The sequence below is a fragment of the Paenibacillus ihbetae genome (assembly GCF_002741055.1).
GTDB classification, from domain to species: domain Bacteria; phylum Bacillota; class Bacilli; order Paenibacillales; family Paenibacillaceae; genus Paenibacillus_AQ; species Paenibacillus_AQ ihbetae.
Window position 1 is genome coordinate 4,719,211 of sequence record NZ_CP016809.1, and the last position, 23,832, is coordinate 4,743,042.

Genomic DNA, 23,832 nt, shown 5'->3' on the forward strand with positions numbered 1-23,832 from the left:
ATGCGCAAAACTAAAATTGTATGTACCATCGGTCCTTCCAGTGAATCGTTGGAAAACACCAAGAAGCTCATTATGGCCGGCATGAACGTGGCTCGCCTGAACTTCTCCCACGGTGACTTCGAGGAGCACGGCAACCGGATTAAAAACATCCGCCAGGCTTGCGAAGAACTGAACAAAACGGTAGCGATCCTGCTTGATACCAAAGGACCGGAAATCCGTACCGGTAAGCTTGAAGTGGAGCCGATCGAGCTTGTCCAGGATGAGTACATCACCCTTACGACCGAGGACATTCTCGGCGACAAGAATCGGATTTCCATTACGTATAAAGAGCTGCCGAATGACGTTCAGGTTGGATCCACGATCCTCATCGACGACGGTCTGATCGGTCTGACTGTTGTAGAAATTCAGGGCACGGAGATCCGCTGCCGCGTCGTAAACGGCGGAACCATTAAGAGCAAAAAAGGTGTAAACGTACCTGGAGTCGCGATCTCCCTTCCAGGCATTACGGAAAAGGACGCGAGCGACATTGTATTCGGGATCGAACAGGGCATCGATTTTATTGCGGCTTCCTTCGTTCGCAAAGCAAGCGACGTGCTTGAAATCCGCGAGCTGCTCAAGAAGCATAACGCCGAGCACATTCAGATCATCTCGAAGATCGAGAACCAGCAAGGTGTTGACAATCTGGACGAGATTCTGGAAGTATCCGACGGCTTGATGGTTGCCCGCGGCGACCTCGGTGTCGAAATTCCGGCCGAAGAAGTACCGCTCGTGCAGAAGCGCATGATCGAGAAGTGTAATCTTGCCGGCAAGCCGGTCATTACAGCCACGCAAATGCTGGATTCCATGCAGCGCAACCCGCGTCCTACGCGTGCGGAAGCAAGTGACGTGGCGAATGCGATCTTCGACGGCACGGATGCCATCATGCTCTCCGGTGAAACGGCTGCCGGTAAATATCCGGTCGAATCCGTTCTGACGATGTCCCGCATTGCCGAGAAGGCGGAATCCGCGCTGAACTATCGCGAAATGTTCTTGAAGCAGCGCATCGCGCAAGAAACCAGCGTAACGGAAGCAATCAGCCAATCGGTTGCCATCTCCGCGCTGGATCTGAACGCCAAGGCGATCATTTCGTCCACGGAATCCGGCCAAACGGCGCGCATGGTATCCAAATACCGTCCGCAAGCGCCGATCATTGCCGTAACGACACAGGACAGAACGCTGAGACGCTTGGCACTGACTTGGGGCGTAACGCCGGTTAAAGGCGAGCTGGCTACGTCGACAGACGAAATGTTTGATTACGCTTTGCAGGGCGGAGTGAAATCCGGCCTGGTGAAGGAAGGCGATCTGGTTGTGATTACGGCAGGGGTACCGCTTGGCCGTTCCGGCTCGACCAACCTGCTCAAAGTAGATACCATTCCTGCGCAGAAATAGTTCTGTTCAGCATATTCATATTCAGAATCCCTCAGGGGAGTCTAACGATAGCAGCGCTAGAAGCAATGGGCCGATTTTCGAGCCATTGCTTCTTTTGCATAGAGAGGGGGTGTGCATATTGACGAAAGGCTCTATATCCAAGCTCAGCCGCTGGTTTCACACATCCTTCCGGGTGCGCTATCAGGAAACCGACCAAATGGGTGTAGTCTATCACGCGAATTACTTGAACTGGTTCGAGATCGGCCGTACCGAAATGATCCGGGAGCTGGGATTTTCCTACCGGGAGATGGAGGAGGCCGGCGCATTGCTGCCGGTTGTCGATCTGGACGTAAAATACCATCAGCCTGCCCGCTATGATGATCAGATAACGGTATTTACCCGGATGATTGATTTCTCGCCTCTTCGAATACATTATGCGTATGAGGTTCGGAGAATGTCCGGCAAGGTGCCGTCCGATCGGGATGCCGGCACGATGACCGGAAGGGCGCTGTCCGATCCGGATGCCGCCACGATGATCGGGGAGGCGCTGCCCGGCGAGCTGTTGACCTCGGGCACCACCCGCCACGTATGGGTGAATCGCGAATGGAAGCCGTCCAGACTGGATAAAAACGTGCCAAAGCTGTATGATGCATTGAAGGACACCCTTTTGGGGAGGAAGGAGTAGCATCATGATGAAATGGGTTCTGGCAGCGGTCATTTTCGTACCGGCGATCGAAATATTCGGCTTCTCATTCGTAGCGGAGCGGGTCGGAGGAATGAACACCCTGCTGCTGACACTGCTGACCTCGGCCATTGGCGTCGCCATGATGAGGTTTGAGGGACGGAAGGCGATGGAGGACGCAAGGCAGAGGATGAATGCGGGGATGGTTCCCGGTTCAACCATGGCGGATGGCCTGTGCATTTTCCTCGGCGGTCTGCTGCTGATCCTTCCGGGATTCGTGACGGATATCATCGGCTTTACCCTCGTGTTTCCTTTAACCCGTCCGCTATACAGGTTTTTGCTCCTATTGTGGATGAAGAAAAATATGAAGAACGGCAAAATCACGATTTTTCGCAGATAAATGAACAGGGTTGATCCCTTCCGTAGATGCTGCTGCTCTACCGGGGGACCAGCCCCTGTTGTGCTTATATTCTAAACGGCAGCTGCTGCGAGTGCTTTGGATAGGTCTGTTACTGGGCTGATCGCTATTGTACTAGCGGCCCGGGCACCGTTACCGCAACCGCCGCTTCAACACATCACAACCGCTATGATTCATGCTTCTGCCTGCCCAGCCGCTTCATCGGAAACGTCCCCCGATAATATAATTTCGCAAGTCTCTGAAGACATGGGCTCGATGGAATGCATCCAGGATCACAAGGGCAATCGGGCCGATAATCAGCCCTAGAATGCCGAACAGCTTGAGCCCGATAAACATCCCGAGCAGCGCCGCGAGCGGGTCGAGGCCGACACTGCTGGCGAGCACCTTCGGCTCCAGGATTTGGCGCACCACGAGGATGACGCTGTACAGCACTGTGAGTCCGATGCCGAGCGTAAGATCGTCGGACATAAAGGCATACAGCGACCAGGGAATCAGGACGATGCCGACGCCAAGGTAAGGCAGGAGGTCAACGAAGCCGATCAGCAGCCCGATGGTGAACGCGGACTTTACGCCGAGCGCATACAGCGTGATGATCACGATGCAGGCGGTGATGGAGATGAGAATGAGCTGGGCTCTCGCAAACCCGAACAGCGCTTTTTTCAGATCCGAGAAAATGTAGGCCATGGGCTTGCGGATCACGTCAGGAACGAATCGAAGGATGGCCCGGTTATGGCGCTCCCAGCTATTGCTGAGGAAGAAGGTGGACATGAGGACCACGATCAGGATCGTTCCCATATTCGGCAGCGAATATATGATCTGCAGGATTCCGTTGAAAATGCCGGTGATCAAGCCCGTCACGGCGTTTCCGATCGTCTCGGTCGTTCTGCTTATATTTTGGTTAATGGTGTCGTGATAATTCGGGTTGTTCTGGTAGAACAAGCTGATTTCATTCACGATATTTTGAAAGCTGTCGCTGCGCGTCCAGCCGGTAATCCACTCCATCCACGAGTCGATATGCAGATCGAACGATTGGGACAGCGTGATCAGCTCTTTCACCAGTCGGGTAACTGCAGCCGTCAGGATCAGCATCGCCGCTCCGAAATAAACGATGATAGACAGCGTGACCGCAATGAAGCGCGGGAGCTTCACCTTGCGCTGGAGGACATGAACAAGCGGGTTCATAGCGTATGCGATGATCCAGGCCAGCAGGAAGGGATAGAGAAGGGGCAGCAGCACATAAATCAGATAGATAGTGATGAAGAGGGTGGACAACACCCACACTCCCCGGCCGATCCGTTTGAGCAGTATTCGTTCCAAGGATATAAACCTCCTTTCCAGGCTTGTCAGGAAGACAAAGCGGACCCGTACACTTTTATAGGTATGCAGGGGGGAGAAGGTTTTAGGCTAGGAAGTTTCGAATTCAATGAACCCCAGGCAGAGAGCCGTTTTTTACCCCGGTTCTTTTCAAAATTCGACAATGACAAATTTCACAGTTATAATGGAATTGTAAGTGATTTCAAAAAAAAGTTTATGGTGTCGATAAAACATTTTGATGCGGCGAATGTCTCCGCTCTTGTTCACATATCAGACAAAATCCAGTATGATATGAGAAGGTTTTATGACAAGGACCATAGCATTTTTTTTGCGCGTTCTTTTTTATCCGACTTCATGAAAATGTTTTCATGATTGTCAAAATAGTACCGTTTATCCCGATCATAAAGGAGAGATGATGCATGACAGCTACTAAGGGTTTGGAAGGCATTGTAGCTACCACTTCTTCGATTAGTTCGATCGTCGACGGCGTTCTGACTTATCGGGGATATAATATTGACGATCTCGCAGAGCATGCAAGCTTTGAAGAAGTGGCTTATCTGCTCTGGTTCGGCAAGCTCCCGAATGCGGAGGAGCTGAAAGCGCTGAAGCAAGACCTCAGCGATTATGCCGCAATTCCGGATGAGCTCATCCAGCAGATCAAGTTGTATCCGAAGGACGCCAACACGATGGCATCGCTCCGCTCGGCGGTTTCCGCGCTTGCGCTGTACGACGAGGCCGGCGACGATATGAGCCGTGAAGCGAACGAGAAGAAAGCGGTTAAACTGCAGGCGCAGCTTCCGACGATCGTCGCTGCCATTGCGCGAATCCGTCAGGGCAAGGAACCGGTAGCTCCGAAAGCCGGCGTATCCGTAGCCGAGAACTTCCTGTATATGCTCAGAGGCGAGCAGCCTGACGAGACGTCGATCAAGGCTCTGGATCAAGCGCTCGTGCTCCATGCCGACCATGAGCTTAACGCTTCAACCTTTGCGGCCCGTGTAACCGTAGCCACGCTGTCGGACATTTATTCTGGCGTTACCTCCGCGATTGGCGCTTTGAAGGGTCCTCTGCATGGCGGCGCGAATGAAGCCGTTGCCAAGATGCTGAATGAAGTCGGCTCCATCGACCGGGCGAAGGCTTATATCCAGGAGAAGCTGGACAACCGTGAGAAGATCATGGGCTTCGGTCACCGCGTTTACAAGAACGGAGACCCTCGTGCGAAGCATCTTCAGAAGATGTCGCGCGAGCTTGGAGAAATGAAGGGCGACACGTCCCTGTACGACATGTCCGTCGTGATCGACGAAACGGTAACGAGCCAGAAGGGATTGAAGCCGAACGTCGATTTCTACTCCGCATCGGTTTATACCCAGCTCGGCATCGAACAGGAGCTGTTCACGCCGATCTTTGCCATCAGCCGCGTGTCGGGATGGACAGCGCATATCCTTGAGCAGTACGAAGGCAACCGGATCATCCGTCCGCGCGCAGAGTACACCGGCCTTACCGATCAGAAATATGTGCCGGTAGAGCTTCGCTAACTTGCAGGAAATCATGTACAATAGGCATAGAGAACCGCTTAAACGCGAGTTGATCGCCTTGAGGCGGAGTTCTCTTTGCCTATTCGTCCGGTATTCGTATCCGAAGCTCCGGACTAGAGACAAGAACCAAATTTGAAGGAGGAACTCATACTCATGAAATTGGAAAAATTCGCACTACCAACCGAAGGCGAAAAAATCACCATCGACAACGGCAAGCTGCAGGTTCCAAACCATCCGATCATCCCTTTTATTGAAGGTGACGGAACAGGACGCGACATCTGGAAAGCTTCCAAGCGCGTGCTTGACGCCGCTGTAGAAAAGGCATACAACGGATCCAAGAAGCTTGCCTGGTATGAAGTGTTCGCAGGTGAGAAAGCTTATAATACATACGGAGAATGGCTTCCTAACGATACGCTCGAAGCAATCCGTGAATACATCGTTGCCATCAAGGGACCTTTGACGACGCCAATCGGCGGCGGCATCCGTTCCCTGAACGTTGCTCTGCGCCAAGAGCTGGATCTGTACACTTGCTTGCGCCCGGTTCGCTACTTCAACGGCGTCCCGTCCCCGGTTAAACGTCCGGACCTCGTGGACATGGTTATTTTCCGTGAGAACACCGAGGACATTTATGCCGGCATTGAGTACAAGGAAGGCTCCGAGGAAGTGAAGAAGGTTATCAAGTTCCTCCAAGAGGAAATGGGCGTTCACAAGATCCGCTTCCCGGAAACATCCGGCATCGGCATCAAGCCTGTATCCTCCGAAGGCTCCAAGCGTCTTGTGCGCGCAGCTGTGGAATACGCGATCAAGCATGGCCGCAAATCCGTAACGCTGGTGCATAAAGGCAACATCATGAAGTTCACCGAAGGCGCCTTCAAAAACTGGGGCTACGAAGTGGCTGAAGCCGAGTTCGGCGATAAAGTGTTCACTTGGGCACAATATGACATCATCAAGGAAAAAGACGGCGTAGATGCAGCGAACGCAGCACAGAAGGCCGCTGAGGAAGCCGGCAAAATCATCATCAAGGATGCGATTGCCGACATCGCGCTCCAGCAAGTGCTTACGCGTCCAACCGATTTCGATGTCATCGCAACGCTGAACCTGAACGGCGACTACTTGTCCGACGCGCTTGCAGCGCAAGTAGGCGGCATCGGTATCGCTCCGGGAGCGAACATCAACTACGTGACAGGTCACGCGATCTTCGAAGCGACTCACGGCACGGCTCCGAAATATGCGGACAAGGACGTTGTAAACCCTGGTTCCGTTATTCTGTCCGGCGTTATGCTGCTTGAGCATCTCGGATGGCAGGAAGCTGCGGATCTGATTTACAAAGGCATGGAAACCGCGATCAACAACAAAACCGTAACCTATGACTTTGCACGTCTGATGGAAGGCGCAACGGAAGTGAAATGCTCCGAGTTTGCGGACGAAATCATTAAAAACCTGTAAGGGGGAGAGCCATCGTGGCGATTACTCGTAAAAAGATTACGGTTGTAGGTGCTGGCTTTACTGGTGCGACTACCGCACTAATGCTTGCTCAAAAAGAACTTGGTGACGTCGTTCTGCTCGATATCCCGCAGCTTGAAAACCCGACCAAAGGCAAGGCGCTCGACATGCTTGAGGCCAGTCCGGTCCAAGGCTTCGACAGCAACATCGTCGGCACGTCCAGCTATGAGGATGCGGCCGATTCCGATATCGTCATCATCACGGCCGGCGTTGCGCGCAAGCCTGGCATGAGCCGTGATGATCTCGTGAATACGAATGCGGGCATCGTCAAGTCCGTATGCGAGAACGTAAAGACCCATGCTCCGAATGCGACCGTCATCATATTGAGTAATCCGGTGGACGCGATGACCTATGTAGCGTACCATACGCTCGGCTTCCCTAAGAACCGCGTCATCGGTCAATCCGGCGTGCTCGATACCGCGCGCTACTGCACATTCATTGCGCAGGAGCTGAACGTATCCGTTGAGGACGTCCGCGGCTTCGTGCTCGGCGGTCACGGTGACGACATGGTTCCGCTCGTTCGCTACTCCAGCGTCGGCGGCATTCCGATCGACACGCTGATTCCGGCTGACCGGATCGAAGCCATCGTGCAGCGCACCCGCGTGGGCGGCGGCGAAATCGTCAACCTGCTCGGCAACGGAAGTGCATACTATGCGCCGGCTGCTTCCCTGGTGCAAATGACGGAAGCGATCCTCAAGGACAAGAAGCGGATCCTTCCTGTCATCGCGCTCCTGGAAGGCGAGTACGGGTACGATAACCTGTTCATGGGCGTTCCGGCCATTCTTGGCGGCGACGGCATAGAGAAGGTGTTCGAGCTCGAGCTGACGCCGGAGGAGAAGGCGGCGCTCGACAAGTCGGCCGAATCCGTGCGCAGCGTTACATCGGTCATTTCCCTTTAAATCCGGCAAGGGTTCACAAATTTGCCTCTAAATCCAATCCCGTCCCGATATTCGGGGCGGGATTGCTTTTCATTGGATGGTCTGTCCAGTATAATAAGGACGATGATTCGTAAATGACATATATCACACTATGGACGATGGAGGAATTTGATTATGTTGACGGTAACATTTTTCCTGCATATGGTTGGAACAGCAGCGCTCGGGTTCTATTTGATTCTGCCGTTTGTTGTCGGCGGCATTCAGAAGCTGTCTCTCGCTGCTCAAGAAGGCGCCGTGAATACGGTTCGGGTAGCAAACCGCTTTGCCCAGTATGGACTCGTGCTTCAACTTCTTACAGGCGGATACATGATGTCACAAGGCGACTATTCCGTACCATGGATGATTATCGTAACCCTTCTTCTTCTTGCTATGTTCGCCATCGGTGGAATTATGAGCAAGCCGCTGAAGAGCGCACTGGCCGGTATTCGCGAGAAGAAAGAAGTGAAGGAAGAGACAAGCAAGCTTGGAACGCTGAGCGCGCTGCTTGCCCTGCTCCTGCTTGTTATGATCTTCTTCATGGTGTACAGCCATATCATCTAATGTCGCTACATAGAACCAAGAAGGAGCTGTCTTCTGCGCTGATTTTTTGCAGAGACGGCTCCCTGCCATTTAAAGGGAAAAAGGTGAAGAACAGCTCGAAACGAGCGGCTGTTCTTCACCTTTTTGTTTTGTCATGAAACGTTTGATCAGCCTACATTCGGGTAAATATCATATCGAAGGCTTTCACTCGTATAAAGAGCCGAGTCGTACACATCCTATGAAAGGTTGTCTTACAGTCCGTGTCCAAAAAGTCGGATTTTCAGCACCGAGGCTTATGCTTCCGAAGTGCGTTTTTTCAAAACGCTTTAGGTTAAATGAAGCTGGGGACTGAGGAGCGGAGCTAAACGTTTTCGCAGAAAACGCCTTCGAAAGCATCAGCTGTTTTGGGTACGTGAGCACTTGAAATGTTTCCGCAGGAAACATGCTTCGGAAGCATCTACTTAGGCCCGGCTGAATTCAAGATTCGATGCCGAGTTACTCCTTGACTCACTTCGTGATCAAAAGACGACTTTTTGAACAACCTCTACAGCTAACCTGAAAGGAGACATGTGAACATGACACAAGATCAACAAAAGCAGACAATGCCTGCCCAGCATCAGAATCATCGGCCGGGTTCCGAGACGGAGATGCACCCGCAGCCGGAATTCGAAAGCAATGCGTATAAAGCGGCCGGCAAGCTGGAGGGCAAGGTGGCGCTGATTACCGGCGGTGACAGCGGGATTGGCCGGGCGGTAGCGGTTCACTATGCCAAGGAGGGCGCCGACGTATCCATCGTCTATTTAAACGAGCACCAGGATGCCGAGGAGACCAAACGGCAGGTGGAGCAGGAGGGAAGGAAGTGCATCCTGATTGCAGGTGATGTCGGAGATGATGCTTTTTGCCGTGATGCGGTGAAGGAGACGGTAGAGAAGCTGGGAAAACTGGACATTCTCGTGAACAATGCCGCTGAGCAGCATCCGCAGAAGAAAATTGAAGATATAACGAAGGAGCAGCTGGAGCGCACGTTCCGTACGAACATATTCGGCATGTTCTATATGACCCAGGCAGCCATGCCGCATCTGTCTAAGGGCAGTACGATTATAAATACCACATCCATTACAGCTTACCGGGGAAGCCCGCAGCTGTTGGATTATGCTTCGACGAAGGGAGCGATCGTTGCCTTTACGCGGTCCCTCTCCATGAACGTCGTCGGACAAGGGATCCGGGTCAACGCGGTAGCACCGGGGCCGATCTGGACGCCGCTCATCCCGTCAACCTTCCCTGCGGATCAGGTCAGCGAGTTCGGCTCGACCCAGCCGATGAAGAGACCGGGGCAGCCGGAAGAGCTGGCGCCTGCTTACGTCTATCTCGCCTCTTCGGACTCTTCATACGTTAGCGGGCAAGTCATTCACGTGAACGGCGGCGAAGTGATTAACGGTTAGGCTGGAGGATACCGAACCCTAATCTTTGAGCATCAGCGGATGATCGGGCGTAAGCCGGGGCGATCATCCGCTGTTTTTTGCTAAAGGTGCGCGGAACACGGTTAAACGGCGGTTACGGTGAAGCTGACGTTAACGCAATGGATACGTTCGACGCTCGATTCCATGGCTTTAGGATGAACCGGAATCCGGATGGAAGAACGCCCGAGCCGCGGATGGCGCGAATCCGAAGCCAGCGCTCAGCCGAGCGTTGGAATTGACGCCGGGTTCTGGCTCAATGTCACCGGCTATACTTCCGTATGGGATCACCTCCTTCTCTATTAACATATGCGAGGTTCATAGATTGGTATGGTTATTCAATGGATGTAAACGGCACATTTTCAGCCATGCCTTCAAATTCAAAGTAAACCCTTTCATGGCCGGTTTGTTGTGATATGATATACCTTGGAACTAACCAGGATCCTTAGCGGCAAGCTGGTCATCGAAAGAGAGGTTGAAATCAAGTGATGAAGCATTTTGAAGAAAGCATGTACAAACTGATTGTGGAGACGTCCACGAATCTTCCGGGAGATGTCCGCCGGGCGGTAAACCGCGGACGCGCTGCAGAGGATTCGGCTACGCGCGCGGGACTCGCCTTGGCAACGATCGCTCAGAATATTGAAATGGCCGAGCAGGAGGTATCGCCGATCTGCCAGGATACGGGAATGCCGACTTTTATCGTACATACTCCTGTAGGAGCCAACCAAATCGAAATGAAGAAGGCCATTTACCAGGCCGTAGTCCGCGCAACCAAGGATGGCAAGCTCCGTCCGAACTCGGTGGATTCCTTGACCGGAGCCAACAGCGGGGATAACCTCGGACCGGGAACGCCGGTCATTCATTTCGAGCAGTGGGAGCAGGACAAGATCGATGTCCGCCTCATTCTGAAGGGCGGCGGCTGCGAGAACAAAAATATTCAATACAGTCTCCCAACAGAGCTGGAGGGACTGGGGAAAGCAGGCCGCGATTTGGACGGCATCCGCAAATGCATTCTTCATTCGATCTACCAGGCCCAGGGACAAGGCTGCAGCGCAGGCTTTATCGGGGTTGGCATCGGCGGGGACCGGACAACAGGCTATGAGCTTGCCAAGCAGCAGCTTTTCCGTCATCTTGACGATGTAAATCCGAACGAGGATTTGGCGAAGCTGGAGGACTACATTCTCGAAAATGCCAACAAGCTGGGGATAGGCACCATGGGCTTCGGCGGTGAAGTTACGCTGCTGGGCTGTAAAATCGGCGTCATGAACCGCCTTCCGGCGAGCTTCTTTGTCTCGGTTGCGTACAACTGCTGGGCGTTCCGCCGCCAGGGTGTCATGATTGAGCCGGCAACCGGTGAAATTGCCGAATGGCTGTACGAAGCGGGCAACGAGGTACGGATGAATGCGGCGAGTGAAACCACCGCCGCTGCAGCAGCAGGCTCTGCCGGGGTCCAGGGGCAAGGACGGGAGATCGTTCTGCAGACGCCGATCAGCGAGGAGCAGATCCGCAGCCTCCGCGTCGGCGACGTCGTGGTCATTCGCGGGGAGATGCATACCGGGCGGGATGCGCTTCATAAGTATCTGATGGATCATGATGCGCCGATCGACCTGAACGGAGCAGTCATTTACCACTGCGGGCCGGTAATGCTGAAGGATGAGGAAGGCTGGCATGTGAAGGCGGCCGGACCGACGACAAGCATCCGCGAGGAGCCTTATCAAGGCGAAATCCTCAAGAAATTCGGCATCCGGGCGGTTATCGGAAAAGGCGGAATGGGACCGAAGACGCTTCAAGCCTTGCAGGAGCACGGCGGCGTTTATTTGAACGCCATCGGCGGCGCGGCCCAATATTATGCCGAGTGCATTAAAAAAGTGAACGGCGTGGATTTCATGGAGTTCGGCATACCGGAAGCGATGTGGCATCTGGAGGTCGACGGATTTGCCGCAATCGTTACAATGGATTCGCACGGAAACAGCCTGCATGCGGATGTAAGCAAGGATTCCGCCGCCAAGCTGGCCATGTTTAAGGATCCGGTCTTTTCATGATTTTTAAGATGAAGCAGCATCGATTGGCCTTACGCCGATCGGTGCTTTTTTCACATTTAGGGATTGCTGGCGTAAGCCATTCCCTTCGCATCTTACGGATTTAACGTTGCAGGATGACTGGAACAAGGTTTATGATGGGAATCAAATACATCGATGCAAGGCACAGGAGGAAAGGGAGAGAGCATGAAGCAGTTTCGCAACCGTCTGACCCTGATCATGCTGACATTGATCGGTTTATCCATGCTTGGCGCCGGTCTGGCCATGGTAAAGGTATTCAAGCAATCCCACATTCAGCTGCTGGAGGATAATATGATCCGGGAGATCCGGCTGCTGCAAACGATGATGGATTTTCCGGATACCGACAGCCCGGATGCCGTCGAGTATTATACGAACCGTTCTCTTCAGCTTGAAGAGCTGTCTGATGCAAGGGTTACGTTTATAACGAAGGATGGGCGGGTGATCGGAGATTCCGAGAGCAACCCGGTGACCATGGATAATCATGCTTACCGCGAGGAAGTATTGGAGGCAGGGAAGACCGGGAAAGGGAGCACGATCCGCCGCAGCAGCACGCTGGGGCAGGACATGCTGTACGTTGCGCTGCCCGTGAAGGTCGGCGATTCGTTCGATGGCTTCGTGCGACTGTCCCTCAGCCTGAGTCAAGTGGACAATGGCGTCCGGCAAGGCTGGACGGTGATGGGTATTGGTCTTGCGATCCTGTTCCTCGCAGCGAGTCTTCTGAGCATTCGCGTGGCGAAGGGGCTGACATCGCCGCTCGAGAAAATAACGAGAGTCGCGAGGCGCATTGCCCGTTTGGAGTATGATGCGAGGGTAAATATTAACCGTAAGGACGAGATCGGCCAGCTGGCGAAAGCGATTAATGGAATGGCCGACAGTCTTCAGACCCAAGTTCGGACGATCCGGGACAATGAAGATTTGCTCCAGAGCGTCCTGAACAATATGACCGGCGGGATCGTCATGGTGAACGGATCGGGTCGGATCATGCTCGTCAACCGGGCGGCCGAGAGAATGCTGGGCATTGACGCCGAAGTCATTACCGGCAAATCTTATCGGGAGCTGAAGCAGCATTACGAGCTTACGAAGCTGATGAAGGAAGGGCTTGATAACCGCATCAGCTTCCATGAAGAACGGAATCTGTATTATCCGGTCGAATCGATTATCCGACTGGACGGCGTCCCGATGGTTCAGGAGGACGGGGCGTACCGGGGCATGCTCTTTCTGCTCCAGGATGTAAGCGACATCCGCAGACTGGAGAGAATGCGAAGCGAATTCGTGGCGAATGTATCGCATGAGCTCAAGACACCGCTTGCGGCCGTAAAGGGGTTTGCCGAGACGCTTCTTGGCGGCGGGGTGTCGGATGAGAAGACCGCCAGATCGTTTCTCCAGATCATCTATGATGAATCCGAGCGGCTCAACCGGCTGATCGGCGACATTCTGGAGCTGTCTTCCATTGAGTCCAAGCGCGTTCAGATGGACTATTCGCCGATCCATTTGCAGGCATTCTTCGAGACGATCTCGGAGATGATGCGCACGGTTGCGGAGAAGAAGCGGATCAGCCTGGAGCTCGACGTGCCTGAAGAGCTGTTCATGGAAGGCGATGAGGACAAGCTGCGCCAAATCTTTATGAACCTGTTATCCAATGCGATTAATTACACGCAGGAGGGCGGCAGGGTCAAATTGACGGCGCGCGAAAAATTGCATAACGGCCAGTCCGAGGATATCGTTCAGTTCATTGTCAAGGATTCGGGGATCGGCATACCGAAAAAGGATCTTCCGCGTATCTTCGAGCGATTTTACCGGGTGGATAAAGCCAGATCCCGGGGATCAGGCGGTACGGGTCTTGGCTTATCGATCGTAAAGCATCTGGTGGATATGCATCATGGCCGGATCCATGTCGAGAGCGAGCTGGGCGTCGGGAGCTCCTTCATCATCGAGCTTCCCGTTCTTCAAGAACAGGAGGAGGCAGGGATTTAACACAGCGTTAACATTCAGTTTATATACTAAAACAAGTAATCCATTCCATTACACAAGGCGGGGTTAATATTGACTCAACGTTTACTTGTTATTGAAGATGAGCCTACACTGTCTCGTCTGTTATCGTACAATTTGACGCAGGAAGGCTTTGACGTCACCGTTGAAGAGCATGGCACGTCAGGTTACGAAAGAGCGTCGCAGGAGGAGTTCGACCTGATTTTGCTGGATGTCATGCTGCCGGGCATGAACGGCTTTCAAATTTTAGAGAAGCTTAGAGGCAAAGGCATTAAGACGCCGATCATTATTCTGACGGCCAAGAACGCAGAGGAGGAAGTCGTGCAAGGCCTCAAGATGGGGGCGGACGATTATATTACGAAGCCGTTCGGCGTATCGGAGCTGCTGGCCAGAGTTTCGGCCGTCATGCGCAGAACGTCAGGACAAAGCGAGGAAGCGAAGGTTGCGGAGCAGCAGGCGAACGTGATCTCGCTCGGACAGCTCGAAATCTTCCCCGAGAAATATGAGGTGCGGCTTGGCGGGCAGAGCATTAATCTCCGTCCGAAGGAATTCGAGGTGCTGCTCTATCTGGCGAAGAAGCCGGGCGTTGTCTTGACGCGGGACGATTTGATGAACGTCGTCTGGGGGTTCGATTATATCGGCGGCCAGCGCACCGTTGACGTCCATGTCAGCTCCCTCCGCAAAAAGCTGGAGCTCGATCCGGAATCCGTGCATATCGATTCGATTCGTGGTGTCGGTTATAAATTGGTTGTTAATACGAATAAAGCTTCCCATCATTCGCTGTAAATGATGCGGAGGCTTTTTTCATGCCTGCTGTTTCATTGAAACTAAAGCCGCTCTCTGCTCTTCGAGTGCCACCCCCGCTTGCTGCGGGGTTATTTAGTTCCAGGGGATGATATTTTTGAGACTTTGGTTACAGATCCGTCTTAGCCATGGCGGGTGATTTACACTGCGTTAACATACCGGATATATAGCGATAACAATCCTTCGATATGATGCGTCTAAAGAACCATTAAGAGAGGATGGAGCCGATGACGCTGCTTCGGAAAACACCGGGACGACAGGTTATTCAAGGGGATCAAGCGGTTCAAGGGAACCGGGTGGATCAAGGAAATCAAGCAGGTCAGAATCAACGAACGGTTCAAGCAGACAGGGCGCAGCAAGCAGTTTATGAGAAGGCGGAAGCTCGTAAGGTTCTAACGGATCGAAAGAATCAAATGAATCAAACGGGCCGACCGGAGGATCGGATGCGGGGTCCGGAAGCCGAGGACGCACGGGCATCTACCGGGCTGAAGGAGCCGTCCATGATGGAATACACCCGAACGGTGCCTGAAATCGGCGAGACCGAAACATGCCTTGATGTGCTGGAGCTGTTGATGGGCAACCCGGGCATCCCGTGCGTAATCTACTGCAACCCCCCGGGGAACCCGTCCGGGCTGATTATGCGAGACGCCTTCTTTCAGCGGATGATGGGCAGGTTCGCTGTCGATTTATATTATCCGAAGCCGGCATTCCAGTTCGCGGATCTGAGTCCCACCATGGTCGAAGCGGATGAGGCCGTTTCCGAAGTGTTACACCGGGCCCTGCACCGTCCGGATGAGAAATTTTACGATTGCATCATTGTAAAACAGCAGGAGGTGCTGGCCGGCGTCCTTACCGTTCGGGACCTTATGAACTTGTCCGGCAGGCTGCAGCTGGATGCGGAGCGGAAGAGAGAGCTGATTCTGACCGGAAGCTACCGCCACACGAGCAATATCGAGGCTTCGCTCGATGATGTAAAGGCAGCGGCGGATAAAACGAGGACGGAATGTGTCCGAATGCGCGAATTTTCCGAGACCGGGGCGGACAAGCTGGCGCGGGTATCCTCGTCCTATGCGGGGCTGATCGGGGATATGACCCGGCGCGGGGATCAAGCCGAAGAGCTTGTGCGCCACGCAAGCCGCATCTCCTCCATTACGGGGGCGATTACCGAGCTTGCCAATCAGAGCAGTCTGCTGGCGATGAACGCGTCGATCGAGGCGGCCCATGCCGGAGAGCATGGCCGGGGCTTTCAGGTGGTCGCCGGCGAGGTTCAATCCTTGGCGAAGCAGACACGGAAGCTGGCGGGCGATATCTCCGAGCTGCTTGAGCATATCCAGCAGCTTGCCGCGGATACGGCAGCCGCTGCGGGATCGGCCCTGAAGGAGCTTCAATCCTGCGAAGGCGATGTCGAAGAGGGAACCCGTCTCTTTTATGAAATGAAGGAGGCCGTTCATGAAGTGGAGTTGTCCGGGAGCCAGGTTTATGAGCTTGCGGTACATACGGTACAGCGAGTACACCAGATCAAGGAAGAACTGGCCGGTATGAACGCTGCGTTCGAACCGAGGGCTGAGCAAGAAGAGGGAAATCTGCAAGTCTAGCATTCTATTAATAAATTTTACACTGCGTTTACATTTCTGAAAAACTGCAATTACATTACGGGATTAAGATCAATAGTGTAAGACGGTAAGTAAAGACAACAACCATTTTGAAGGAGTGGATTCGTTTGTTTAGAAAAAGGGGTCGTAAACCAGCAGGCATTCTCGTTCTGGTGCTGATGCTGAGCGCCATTCTCGCAGCTTGCGGAGGCGGAAACAGTACAACGGGCAGCGCGTCGGGAGAAACGAACAGTAACGGCAGCTCTGCTCAACAAGAAGAAAGCAAAACGACGGATGCTTTGTCCGGTACGATTGAAATCGATGGCTCCAGCACGGTGCATCCGTTGACGGAAGCGATCGCTGAGGAATTCGGAGCAGCAAATCCGGACGTACGCGTTCCAATCGGAACCGGCGGTACGGGCGCAGGCTTCAAGCGCTTTGCAACCGGCGAAATCGCAATTGCGAATGCATCCCGTCCAATTAAAGATACAGAAGCGGAAGAGCTCAAGAAGAACAATGTTGAATACAACGAAGTTCTGGTTGCTTATGACGGACTGTCCGTCGTTGTCAATCCGGAGAATGATTTTGTAGATAAGCTCACAGTTGACGAGTTGAAGAAAATCTATGAGCCAAACAGCAAAGTAAAAACATGGGCGGACGTACGTGAAGGCTGGCCTGCCGAGGAGATCAAAATCTACTCCCCTGGTACAGACCACGGTACATTCGACTACTTCACCGAAGCCATTAACGGCGAAGCTCAATCCAGCCGTAACGACAGCCAGATTACGTTCAGTGCCGACACCAATGCCGTTGTACAGGGTGTAGCCGGCGATAAGAACTCTATCGGATATTTCGGATTTTCCTTCTACGAAGAGAATCAGGACAAATTGAAGCTGATTCCGATCGACAACGGTACTGCAACGGTATCGCCAAGCATGGAAACCATTAAAGACAACAGCTATGCTCCATTGTCCCGTCCGCTTTACATCTACGTAAGCAAGAAGGAAATGGAACGTCCTGAAGTGAAGGCTTTCGTAGACTTCTACCTTGAGAATGCCGGAAGCTTGGCGGGCGAAGTTGGCTTCGTTCCTCTGCAAGATGAGCAATATGAAGAGGAAAAAGGCAAGCTGGCCCAATAATTGAACGGTTATTCCAGGTAAATAGAAAGGGAAGAGGAGAATGAACAAAACATCATCCGTGGCGGGTGCACCTAAGCAAATGACGTTCCGTCGCAGCAAAACGCGCGTCTCCGATAAAATCATTCCGATTCTGCTCGGCATGTGCGCACTGCTATCGGTCGTCACCACCATCGGGATTGTATATACACTGTTGCAGGAATCCATCATCTTCTTTAAGGAAGTGCCGGTGTGGTCCTTCCTGACAGGAACAACATGGAGTCCGATTCTCCCTCCAAAAGAATTCGGCGTGCTGCCCCTTCTGGGCGGCACATTGCTGATTACAGGCATTGCGATTTTATTCGCAGTGCCTATCGGCTTGGCATGCGCTATTTATTTAAATGAATACGCTCCTGCCCGGGTTCGGGGGGTAGTCAAACCGGTACTTGAGGTGTTGGCCGGAGTACCGACGATTGTTTATGGTTATTTTGCATTGGAAGCCGTCACGCCATTCCTTCAAAAGATTTTTCCCGATATGGGCATATTCAATGCGCTTAGCGCAGGTATCGTTGTCGGCGTCATGGTGCTGCCGATGATTTCCTCCCTGAGTGAGGACGCCATGCGGGCGGTGCCGAAAACGTTGCGCCACGGCGCTTATGCGCTCGGAGCTACCCGCTTTGAGGTAGCGCTGAAAATCGTGCTGCCTGCAGCCTTGTCCGGGGTCGTGTCTTCGTTCGTCCTGGCATTCTCGCGGGCGATCGGCGAGACGATGATCGTTACCGTAGCCGCCGGGGCAACGCCGCAGCTGACGCTGAACCCGCTGGAGAGCATCCAGACGATGACTTCTTACATCGTTCAGGTCAGCATGGGTGACGTGCCGCGCGGTACGATCGAGTACGGTACTATTTTTGCGGTTGGTTTGACGCTGTTCGTCATCACCTTCTTGCTTAATATTTTGGCGCAGTGGGTCGCTCGCCGCTTCAGGGAGGAATACTAGATGGAACGTTTGAATCTGGGAGACAGCAAGAGAATCAACCGAAGACGCATTAGTGACCAAACCCTGCATATGATTTTTCTCGCCTGCACCAGCATCGGGATTCTTGTCCTGATGGCGCTTATCGGCACGATCGTAATGGACGGAATTCAAAGACTGTCGCCGGACTTATTCACGAATTATCCTTCCCGGATTGCCGACCGAGCTGGTCTGAAGTCGCCGATTGTCGGCACGATTTATTTGCTGCTCCTGATGGCTCCACTATCCTTCATCCTGGGCGTCGGGGCAGCGATCTTTCTTGAAGAATATGCGGGACGCAGCCGCTGGGTTCGGCTCATTCAGCTGAATATCAGTACGCTTGCCGGCGTTCCTTCTATTATTTACGGTATTCTGGGCTTGGCGATCTTCGTCCGCGGCATGAATCTTGGACGCAGCTTGCTGTCCGGGGTCCTGACGATGACGCTGCTTGTTCTTCCGATTATTATCGTAGCGGCACAGGAAGCGCTCCGCGCCGTTCCGAAAAATCGGCGGGACGCCTCGTATGCGCTCGGCGCGACGAAATGGCAGACGGTATCCAGGTCGGTCCTGCCGTCGGCGATGCCCGGCATTATGACGGGGGTCATTCTGGCTTTGTCGCGGGCGATCGGGGAAACCGCACCGCTCATTATGATCGGTGCCTTAACGTACGTAGCCTTTTTGCCGGAAAATCTGCTGGATTCCTTCACCGTCATGCCGATCCAGATCTTCAACTGGATATCCAGACCAAGTGAAGCATTCCACGAGCTGGCGGCGTCGGGTATTATTCTGCTTCTCATCATGCTGTTCATTATGAACATTGCAGCGGTATGGATCCGGAATAAGTATTCGAAGAACATTTAAGACGCGCAAGAGACGATAAGGCAGATCGAATCGTAAAAAAGGAGACATGAATAAAATATGGAAGCCATCATACAGATTGAGAAACTGAACCTATACTACGACACGTATCATGCGCTCAAAAATGTCGATCTGGACATACCCGAAAAAACAGTCACCGCATTCATCGGACCTTCCGGCTGCGGTAAATCGACGCTGCTTCGGACCTTGAACCGCATGAATGACATGATTCCGGCTACCCGCATTGAGGGCAGCGTGCGAATTGGCGGCACTGAAATTTACGGCGAGGACGTTCATGTCGAGGCTCTTCGCAAGCAGGTCGGCATGGTGTTCCAGCAACCGAATCCGTTCCCGAAATCGATCTATGACAACATCGCTTACGGACCGCGCCTGCATGGCATTAAGAGCAAATCCGATCTGGACGGCATCGTCGAGCAGAGCTTGAAGCAGGCCGCGCTGTGGGATGAGGTCAAGGACTACTTGAAGCGTTCGGCGCTGAGCCTGTCGGGCGGACAGCAGCAGCGTCTGTGCATTGCGCGTGCGCTGGCGGTTCAGCCGGATATCCTTCTTATGGATGAAGCGACATCCGCGCTCGATCCGATTTCGACCCTGAAGATTGAAGAGCTCGTACAGGAGCTGAAGAGCAGCTATACGATCGTCATGGTTACCCACAATATGCACCAGGCCGCCCGGGTATCTGGCCAGACGGTGTTTTTCCTGAACGGTGAGGTGGTGGAGTCGGCTAGCACCGACGTTCTCTTCTCCACGCCTTCGGATGCCCGCACCGAGGATTATATTTCCGGCCGTTTCGGTTAATTGTTCAATTATCATCTTCTTAAGCATAGATAGGAGGAGCACCACATGATCCGGAGAATTGAGTTTGACCAGCAGCTCGACGAGCTGAAAACATTACTGCGCGATATGGGCAAGCATATGGAGGAGGCACTGGCCTTGGCCGTGCAGTCTCTGCAGACCCTCGATGCGGACAAAGCCCAGCGTGTCGTTGATAACGACGTCCAGCTGAACGCGATGGAAGAGCAGATCATGGACATCGGCTCGCGCCTGATCGTCACCCAGCAGCCGGTGGCTAAAGATTTGCGGCGCATTTTGGTCGCCTTCCGGATCGCGAGCGATCTGGAGCGGATGGGGGACCTGGCACGCGATGTGGCCAAAGTCACGCTTCGCCTCCAAGGCCAGAAGCTGATCAAGCCGCTGGTAGATCTGCCGCGCATGTCGGATCAAGTGCGGGCGATGGTATCGGAATCCATCGAATCCTATCTGACGGAGAATACGGACCTGGCTTATAAAATGGCGCAGGACGATGACCAAGTGGATCATTTGTACAGCATTATTTTGCAGGACCTATTCGCTCACCTGACCTCGGATCCGGATACGGCGAATCAAGCGATGCTGCTGGTCATGGTTGGCCGGTACATCGAACGGATTGCCGACCATGCGACCAATATCGGGGAAAGCACGGTTTATCTGGTGACGGGACACCGTCCGGACCTGAATCAATAAGATGCTTTACAGAACGAGAACGCCGGCTATATGCCGGCGTTTTTTTGTGCGGCGGCGTGCCCATTCAAGCAGCAACCGCTGCTTTAAAGCAGATCCCCCGGATTTTCCGAGCGTCTGCCGGAAGCTTTCTTCATTTTTTAAGTAAGACGGGAGGATCATTCGGAATTTAGCGGTAACCTATGTTATCATGAGGAAAGGAAGAATTATGGGTGCGAGGTGTTCTATGGACAAGCTGATCCTGATTGACGGTAACAATATTATTTACAGGGCGTTCTTTGCCATGCCGCCGCTGACCAATGCGAGCGGCCAGCAGACGAACGCCGTTTACGGCTTTACAACCATGCTGCTTCGCCTGATCGAAGAGCATAAACCGACACATATGATGGTGGCCTTCGATGCCGGCAAGGAAACGTTCCGGCATGCGGACTATCAGGATTACAAGGGCGGCCGCCAGAAGACGCCGCCGGAGCTGTCCGGTCAATTTCCGCTGCTGAAGGAGCTGCTTAAAGGACTGGGCGTGTCCCAATTCGAGATCGGCGGATATGAAGCCGACGATATCATCGGAACGATTACGCGCCAGGCCGATGAAGCCGGCCGCAAGGTGATGGTCGTGTCCGGGGACAAGGATATGCTGCAGCTGGCGTCCGAGAATACGACGATTGCGATGGTCCGCAAGGGCGTCACGGAAATCGAGTACTACGGACCGGAGCAGATCAAGGAGCGGTATGATCTCACCCCTGAGCAGATCATTGACCTGAAAGGGCTGATGGGCGATGCCTCGGACAACATTCCTGGCGTTCCTGGCGTCGGCGAGAAAACGGCGCTTAAGCTGCTGCATGAATTCGGTTCGGTAGAAGAGGTTGTCGCCCGGTCAGGCGAGCTGAAGGGCAAGATGAAGGAAAAGATCGAGGAGCATGCCGAGTCCGCGATTCTAAGCAAAAAGCTGGCGACGATCTTCCGCGAAGTACCGCTGGAGCAGACGTTGGACGATATGGTGTTTAACGGGCTGAACGAGGAGACGGCAGGCCCGGCGCTGGCGAAGCTGGAGTTCAAATCGTTGATTGAACGGCTTGATCTCCGCACGAGCGGAGGCGCTTCGGAGGCCGAGTCGGAGCCGGAGGCCCAGATCGACGTGACGATCGTGGATGAAGGAAAGCTTGAGGAGCTTGCAGGCGTTCTGGAACAGGTCAGCATCCTGCATGTGGAAACCCATGGCGATAACCCGCATCATGCGGAGGTGATCGGCATGGCGCTGGCCACGGAGGACCGCCAGTTCTATATTCCGTTCGACGTGCTGGAGTCGGAGGCGGCGGAGCCGATCCGGACGTGGCTGGCCAGCAGCGACATTCCAAAACGCGGGTATGATCTTCACCGGATCGACCTGGCGCTTCATTGGCAGGACATCCCGTTTGCCGGCGCGGCGTTCGACGTTCATCTGGCCGGGTATTTGCTTGATCCGACAGAGGCGAACCAGAGTCTTAGCGGATTGGCTGCGAAGTATGGCCTGTCGTACCTGCAGGCGGATGAAGATGTGTTCGGGAAAGGGGCAAAATACAAGGTACCGGACACGGACAAGCTCAGCGAGCATATGGCCCGCAAATGTCTGGCTGCTGCCCAGCTGATTCCGCTCCAGGAGAAGGAATTGGCCGATAATGAAATGCTTCCGCTCTTTTATGATCTGGAAATGCCGCTGTCCCGGATTCTGGCCGATATGGAGAAGCAGGGCATTGCCGTCAACGTGGAGGATCTGAAGGAGCTCGGGCGCGAATTCGAGGCGCAAATCGATCGGCTCGTCCAGGAAATCTACGAGATTGCAGGAACGGAATTCAATTTGAATTCTCCGAAACAGCTCGGCGAAATACTGTTCGTTAAGCTGGAGCTGCCTGTCATCAAGAAGACCAAGACCGGATATTCGACGGACGCCGAAGTGCTGGAGAAGCTGGCGCCTTATCACGATATCGTCCGGCTGATTCTCCAATACCGGACGCTTGCCAAGCTTCAATCGACGTATGTTGAAGGTCTGTTGAAGGAGATTTCCGGGAAGACGGGCAAGGTGCATACGTATTATCGTCAGACCATTGCCGCTACGGGACGGCTGAGCAGTCAATATCCGAACCTGCAGAATATTCCGATCAGGCTGGAGGAAGGACGCAAGCTGCGCAAAGTGTTTGTGCCTTCCGAGCCGGGCTGGAGCATTTTGGCCGCCGACTATTCGCAGATCGAGCTGCGCGTGCTTGCCCATATTTCGGACGACGAGCGGCTGAAGGAAGCGTTCCTGCATGATATGGACATTCATACGAAGACGGCCATGGATGTATTCGGCGTCGGCGTGGACGAGGTCGATGCCAACATGCGCCGGTCCGCCAAGGCGGTCAATTTCGGGATTGTGTACGGCATCAGCGATTACGGTCTGTCGCAGAACCTGAACATCACCCGGAAGGAAGCGGCGGCTTTCATCGACCAGTATTTCGAGGTGTTCCAGGGCGTCCGCCGCTATATGGATGAAATCGTCAAGGAAGCCAAGCAGAACGGCTACGTGAAGACGCTGCTCGAACGCAGACGGTACCTTCCCGAGATCAATGCAAGCAACTTCAACCTTCGTTCCTTTGCCGAACGGACGGCGATGAATACGCCGATTCAGGGGACGGCCGCCGATATTATCAAGCTGGCGATGGTTCATATGGATGCCGCCTTGCAGGAGCGCAAGCTGAAGAGCCGCATGCTGCTGCAGGTACACGATGAATTGGTATTCGAGGTGCCGGAGGATGAGCTTGAAATCATGAAGGAGCTTGTGCCTGAAGTGATGAGCCATGCGCTAGCGCTGTCGGTTCCGCTGAAATCGGAGGTCAGCTACGGCACGAACTGGTACGAGGCGAAGTAGAGTCTCTGCTGGCCGATGGGGCAAGGCAAGGTGGTGCCGTTAGGAGCTGCAGAAAGCGATACAGCTGCATTCGTCGAGGGCGATGTGGAGTAACGCGGCGAGGCACGCGGGTACGATGGTTTTAGCGTTGCGCAGCTACGCGAACGAAAGTGCCGGTCGGTCCGTGGATTTACTTTGGCGGCACCATTGTCGGCGCCTGTCGTGAATTCGGCGGCTGCAGGCCGACGGGG

The 23,832-nt window shown here is 53.7% G+C and carries 19 protein-coding genes; 18 read left to right on the forward strand and 1 reads right to left on the reverse strand.

The window, feature by feature from the left end:
* The 3 genes from pyk to BBD41_RS21225 all read left to right on the forward strand — a co-directional run bounded on the left by pyk (position 1) and on the right by BBD41_RS21225 (position 2,489).
* A complete protein-coding gene (gene pyk, locus BBD41_RS21215) occupies positions 1-1,428 on the forward strand; it encodes a pyruvate kinase (protein ID WP_077567749.1) in 1,428 nt (475 codons plus the stop codon).
* Between the two features lie 196 nt (positions 1,429-1,624).
* Positions 1,625-2,092: an acyl-CoA thioesterase gene (locus BBD41_RS21220; RefSeq protein WP_418304256.1), complete on the forward strand. Its 468-nt coding sequence runs from the start codon at positions 1,625-1,627 to the stop codon at positions 2,090-2,092.
* 4 nt (positions 2,093-2,096) lie between these two features.
* Entirely contained in the window at positions 2,097-2,489 is a 393-nt protein-coding gene (locus tag BBD41_RS21225) for an FxsA family protein (protein ID WP_077567747.1), read from the forward strand.
* A 216-nt stretch (positions 2,490-2,705) separates the two neighbouring features.
* Here the strand turns inward: BBD41_RS21225 and ytvI are convergent, their stop codons facing one another.
* A complete protein-coding gene (ytvI, locus tag BBD41_RS21230; protein ID WP_077567746.1) occupies positions 2,706-3,824 on the reverse strand; it encodes a sporulation integral membrane protein YtvI in 1,119 nt (372 codons plus the stop codon).
* A gap of 416 nt (positions 3,825-4,240) precedes the next feature.
* Between ytvI and citZ the strand changes: the two genes are divergently transcribed.
* From citZ to polA, 15 genes are all read left to right on the forward strand, one after another.
* On the forward strand, positions 4,241-5,353 hold the full coding sequence (citZ, locus tag BBD41_RS21240) for a citrate synthase (RefSeq protein ID WP_077567744.1): 1,113 nt from the start codon (positions 4,241-4,243) through the stop codon (positions 5,351-5,353).
* A gap of 153 nt (positions 5,354-5,506) precedes the next feature.
* Positions 5,507-6,799, forward strand: a complete 1,293-nt coding sequence (gene icd / locus BBD41_RS21245; RefSeq protein ID WP_099478650.1) for an NADP-dependent isocitrate dehydrogenase — start codon at positions 5,507-5,509, stop codon at positions 6,797-6,799.
* Positions 6,800-6,813: 14 nt separating this feature from the next.
* Complete coding sequence (mdh, locus tag BBD41_RS21250) at positions 6,814-7,755, forward strand: malate dehydrogenase (RefSeq protein ID WP_077567742.1); 942 nt, start codon at positions 6,814-6,816, stop codon at positions 7,753-7,755.
* Positions 7,756-7,908: 153 nt separating this feature from the next.
* Positions 7,909-8,334 (forward strand): hypothetical protein, encoded by a 426-nt coding sequence (locus tag BBD41_RS21255; RefSeq protein WP_077567741.1) that lies wholly within the window; start codon positions 7,909-7,911, stop codon positions 8,332-8,334.
* Between the two features lie 554 nt (positions 8,335-8,888).
* Positions 8,889-9,755, forward strand: coding sequence for an SDR family oxidoreductase (locus BBD41_RS21260; RefSeq protein ID WP_077567740.1), 867 nt, complete (start codon positions 8,889-8,891; stop codon positions 9,753-9,755).
* Positions 9,756-10,258: 503 nt separating this feature from the next.
* On the forward strand, positions 10,259-11,812 hold the full coding sequence (locus tag BBD41_RS21265) for a fumarate hydratase (RefSeq protein ID WP_099478651.1): 1,554 nt from the start codon (positions 10,259-10,261) through the stop codon (positions 11,810-11,812).
* A gap of 183 nt (positions 11,813-11,995) precedes the next feature.
* On the forward strand, positions 11,996-13,804 hold the full coding sequence (gene pnpS / locus BBD41_RS21270) for a two-component system histidine kinase PnpS (protein ID WP_077567737.1): 1,809 nt from the start codon (positions 11,996-11,998) through the stop codon (positions 13,802-13,804).
* Positions 13,805-13,873: 69 nt separating this feature from the next.
* Positions 13,874-14,605: a response regulator transcription factor gene (locus BBD41_RS21275; RefSeq protein ID WP_077567736.1), complete on the forward strand. Its 732-nt coding sequence runs from the start codon at positions 13,874-13,876 to the stop codon at positions 14,603-14,605.
* 245 nt (positions 14,606-14,850) lie between these two features.
* Complete coding sequence (locus BBD41_RS21280) at positions 14,851-16,218, forward strand: methyl-accepting chemotaxis protein (RefSeq protein WP_099478652.1); 1,368 nt, start codon at positions 14,851-14,853, stop codon at positions 16,216-16,218.
* A gap of 125 nt (positions 16,219-16,343) precedes the next feature.
* Positions 16,344-17,354, forward strand: coding sequence for a PstS family phosphate ABC transporter substrate-binding protein (locus BBD41_RS21285; RefSeq protein ID WP_099478653.1), 1,011 nt, complete (start codon positions 16,344-16,346; stop codon positions 17,352-17,354).
* Between the two features lie 40 nt (positions 17,355-17,394).
* A complete protein-coding gene (gene pstC, locus BBD41_RS21290) occupies positions 17,395-18,327 on the forward strand; it encodes a phosphate ABC transporter permease subunit PstC (protein ID WP_077567733.1) in 933 nt (310 codons plus the stop codon).
* On the forward strand, positions 18,328-19,203 hold the full coding sequence (pstA, locus tag BBD41_RS21295; protein WP_077567732.1) for a phosphate ABC transporter permease PstA: 876 nt from the start codon (positions 18,328-18,330) through the stop codon (positions 19,201-19,203).
* A gap of 57 nt (positions 19,204-19,260) precedes the next feature.
* Positions 19,261-20,016: a phosphate ABC transporter ATP-binding protein PstB gene (gene pstB, locus BBD41_RS21300; protein WP_077567731.1), complete on the forward strand. Its 756-nt coding sequence runs from the start codon at positions 19,261-19,263 to the stop codon at positions 20,014-20,016.
* Between the two features lie 45 nt (positions 20,017-20,061).
* Entirely contained in the window at positions 20,062-20,721 is a 660-nt protein-coding gene (phoU, locus tag BBD41_RS21305; RefSeq protein WP_077567730.1) for a phosphate signaling complex protein PhoU, read from the forward strand.
* Positions 20,722-20,944: 223 nt separating this feature from the next.
* The gene (gene polA, locus BBD41_RS21310; protein ID WP_099478654.1) at positions 20,945-23,602 is read left to right on the forward strand and encodes a DNA polymerase I; all 2,658 of its coding nucleotides are present in this window, start codon (positions 20,945-20,947) and stop codon (positions 23,600-23,602) included.
* Positions 23,603-23,832 lie beyond the last annotated feature (230 nt).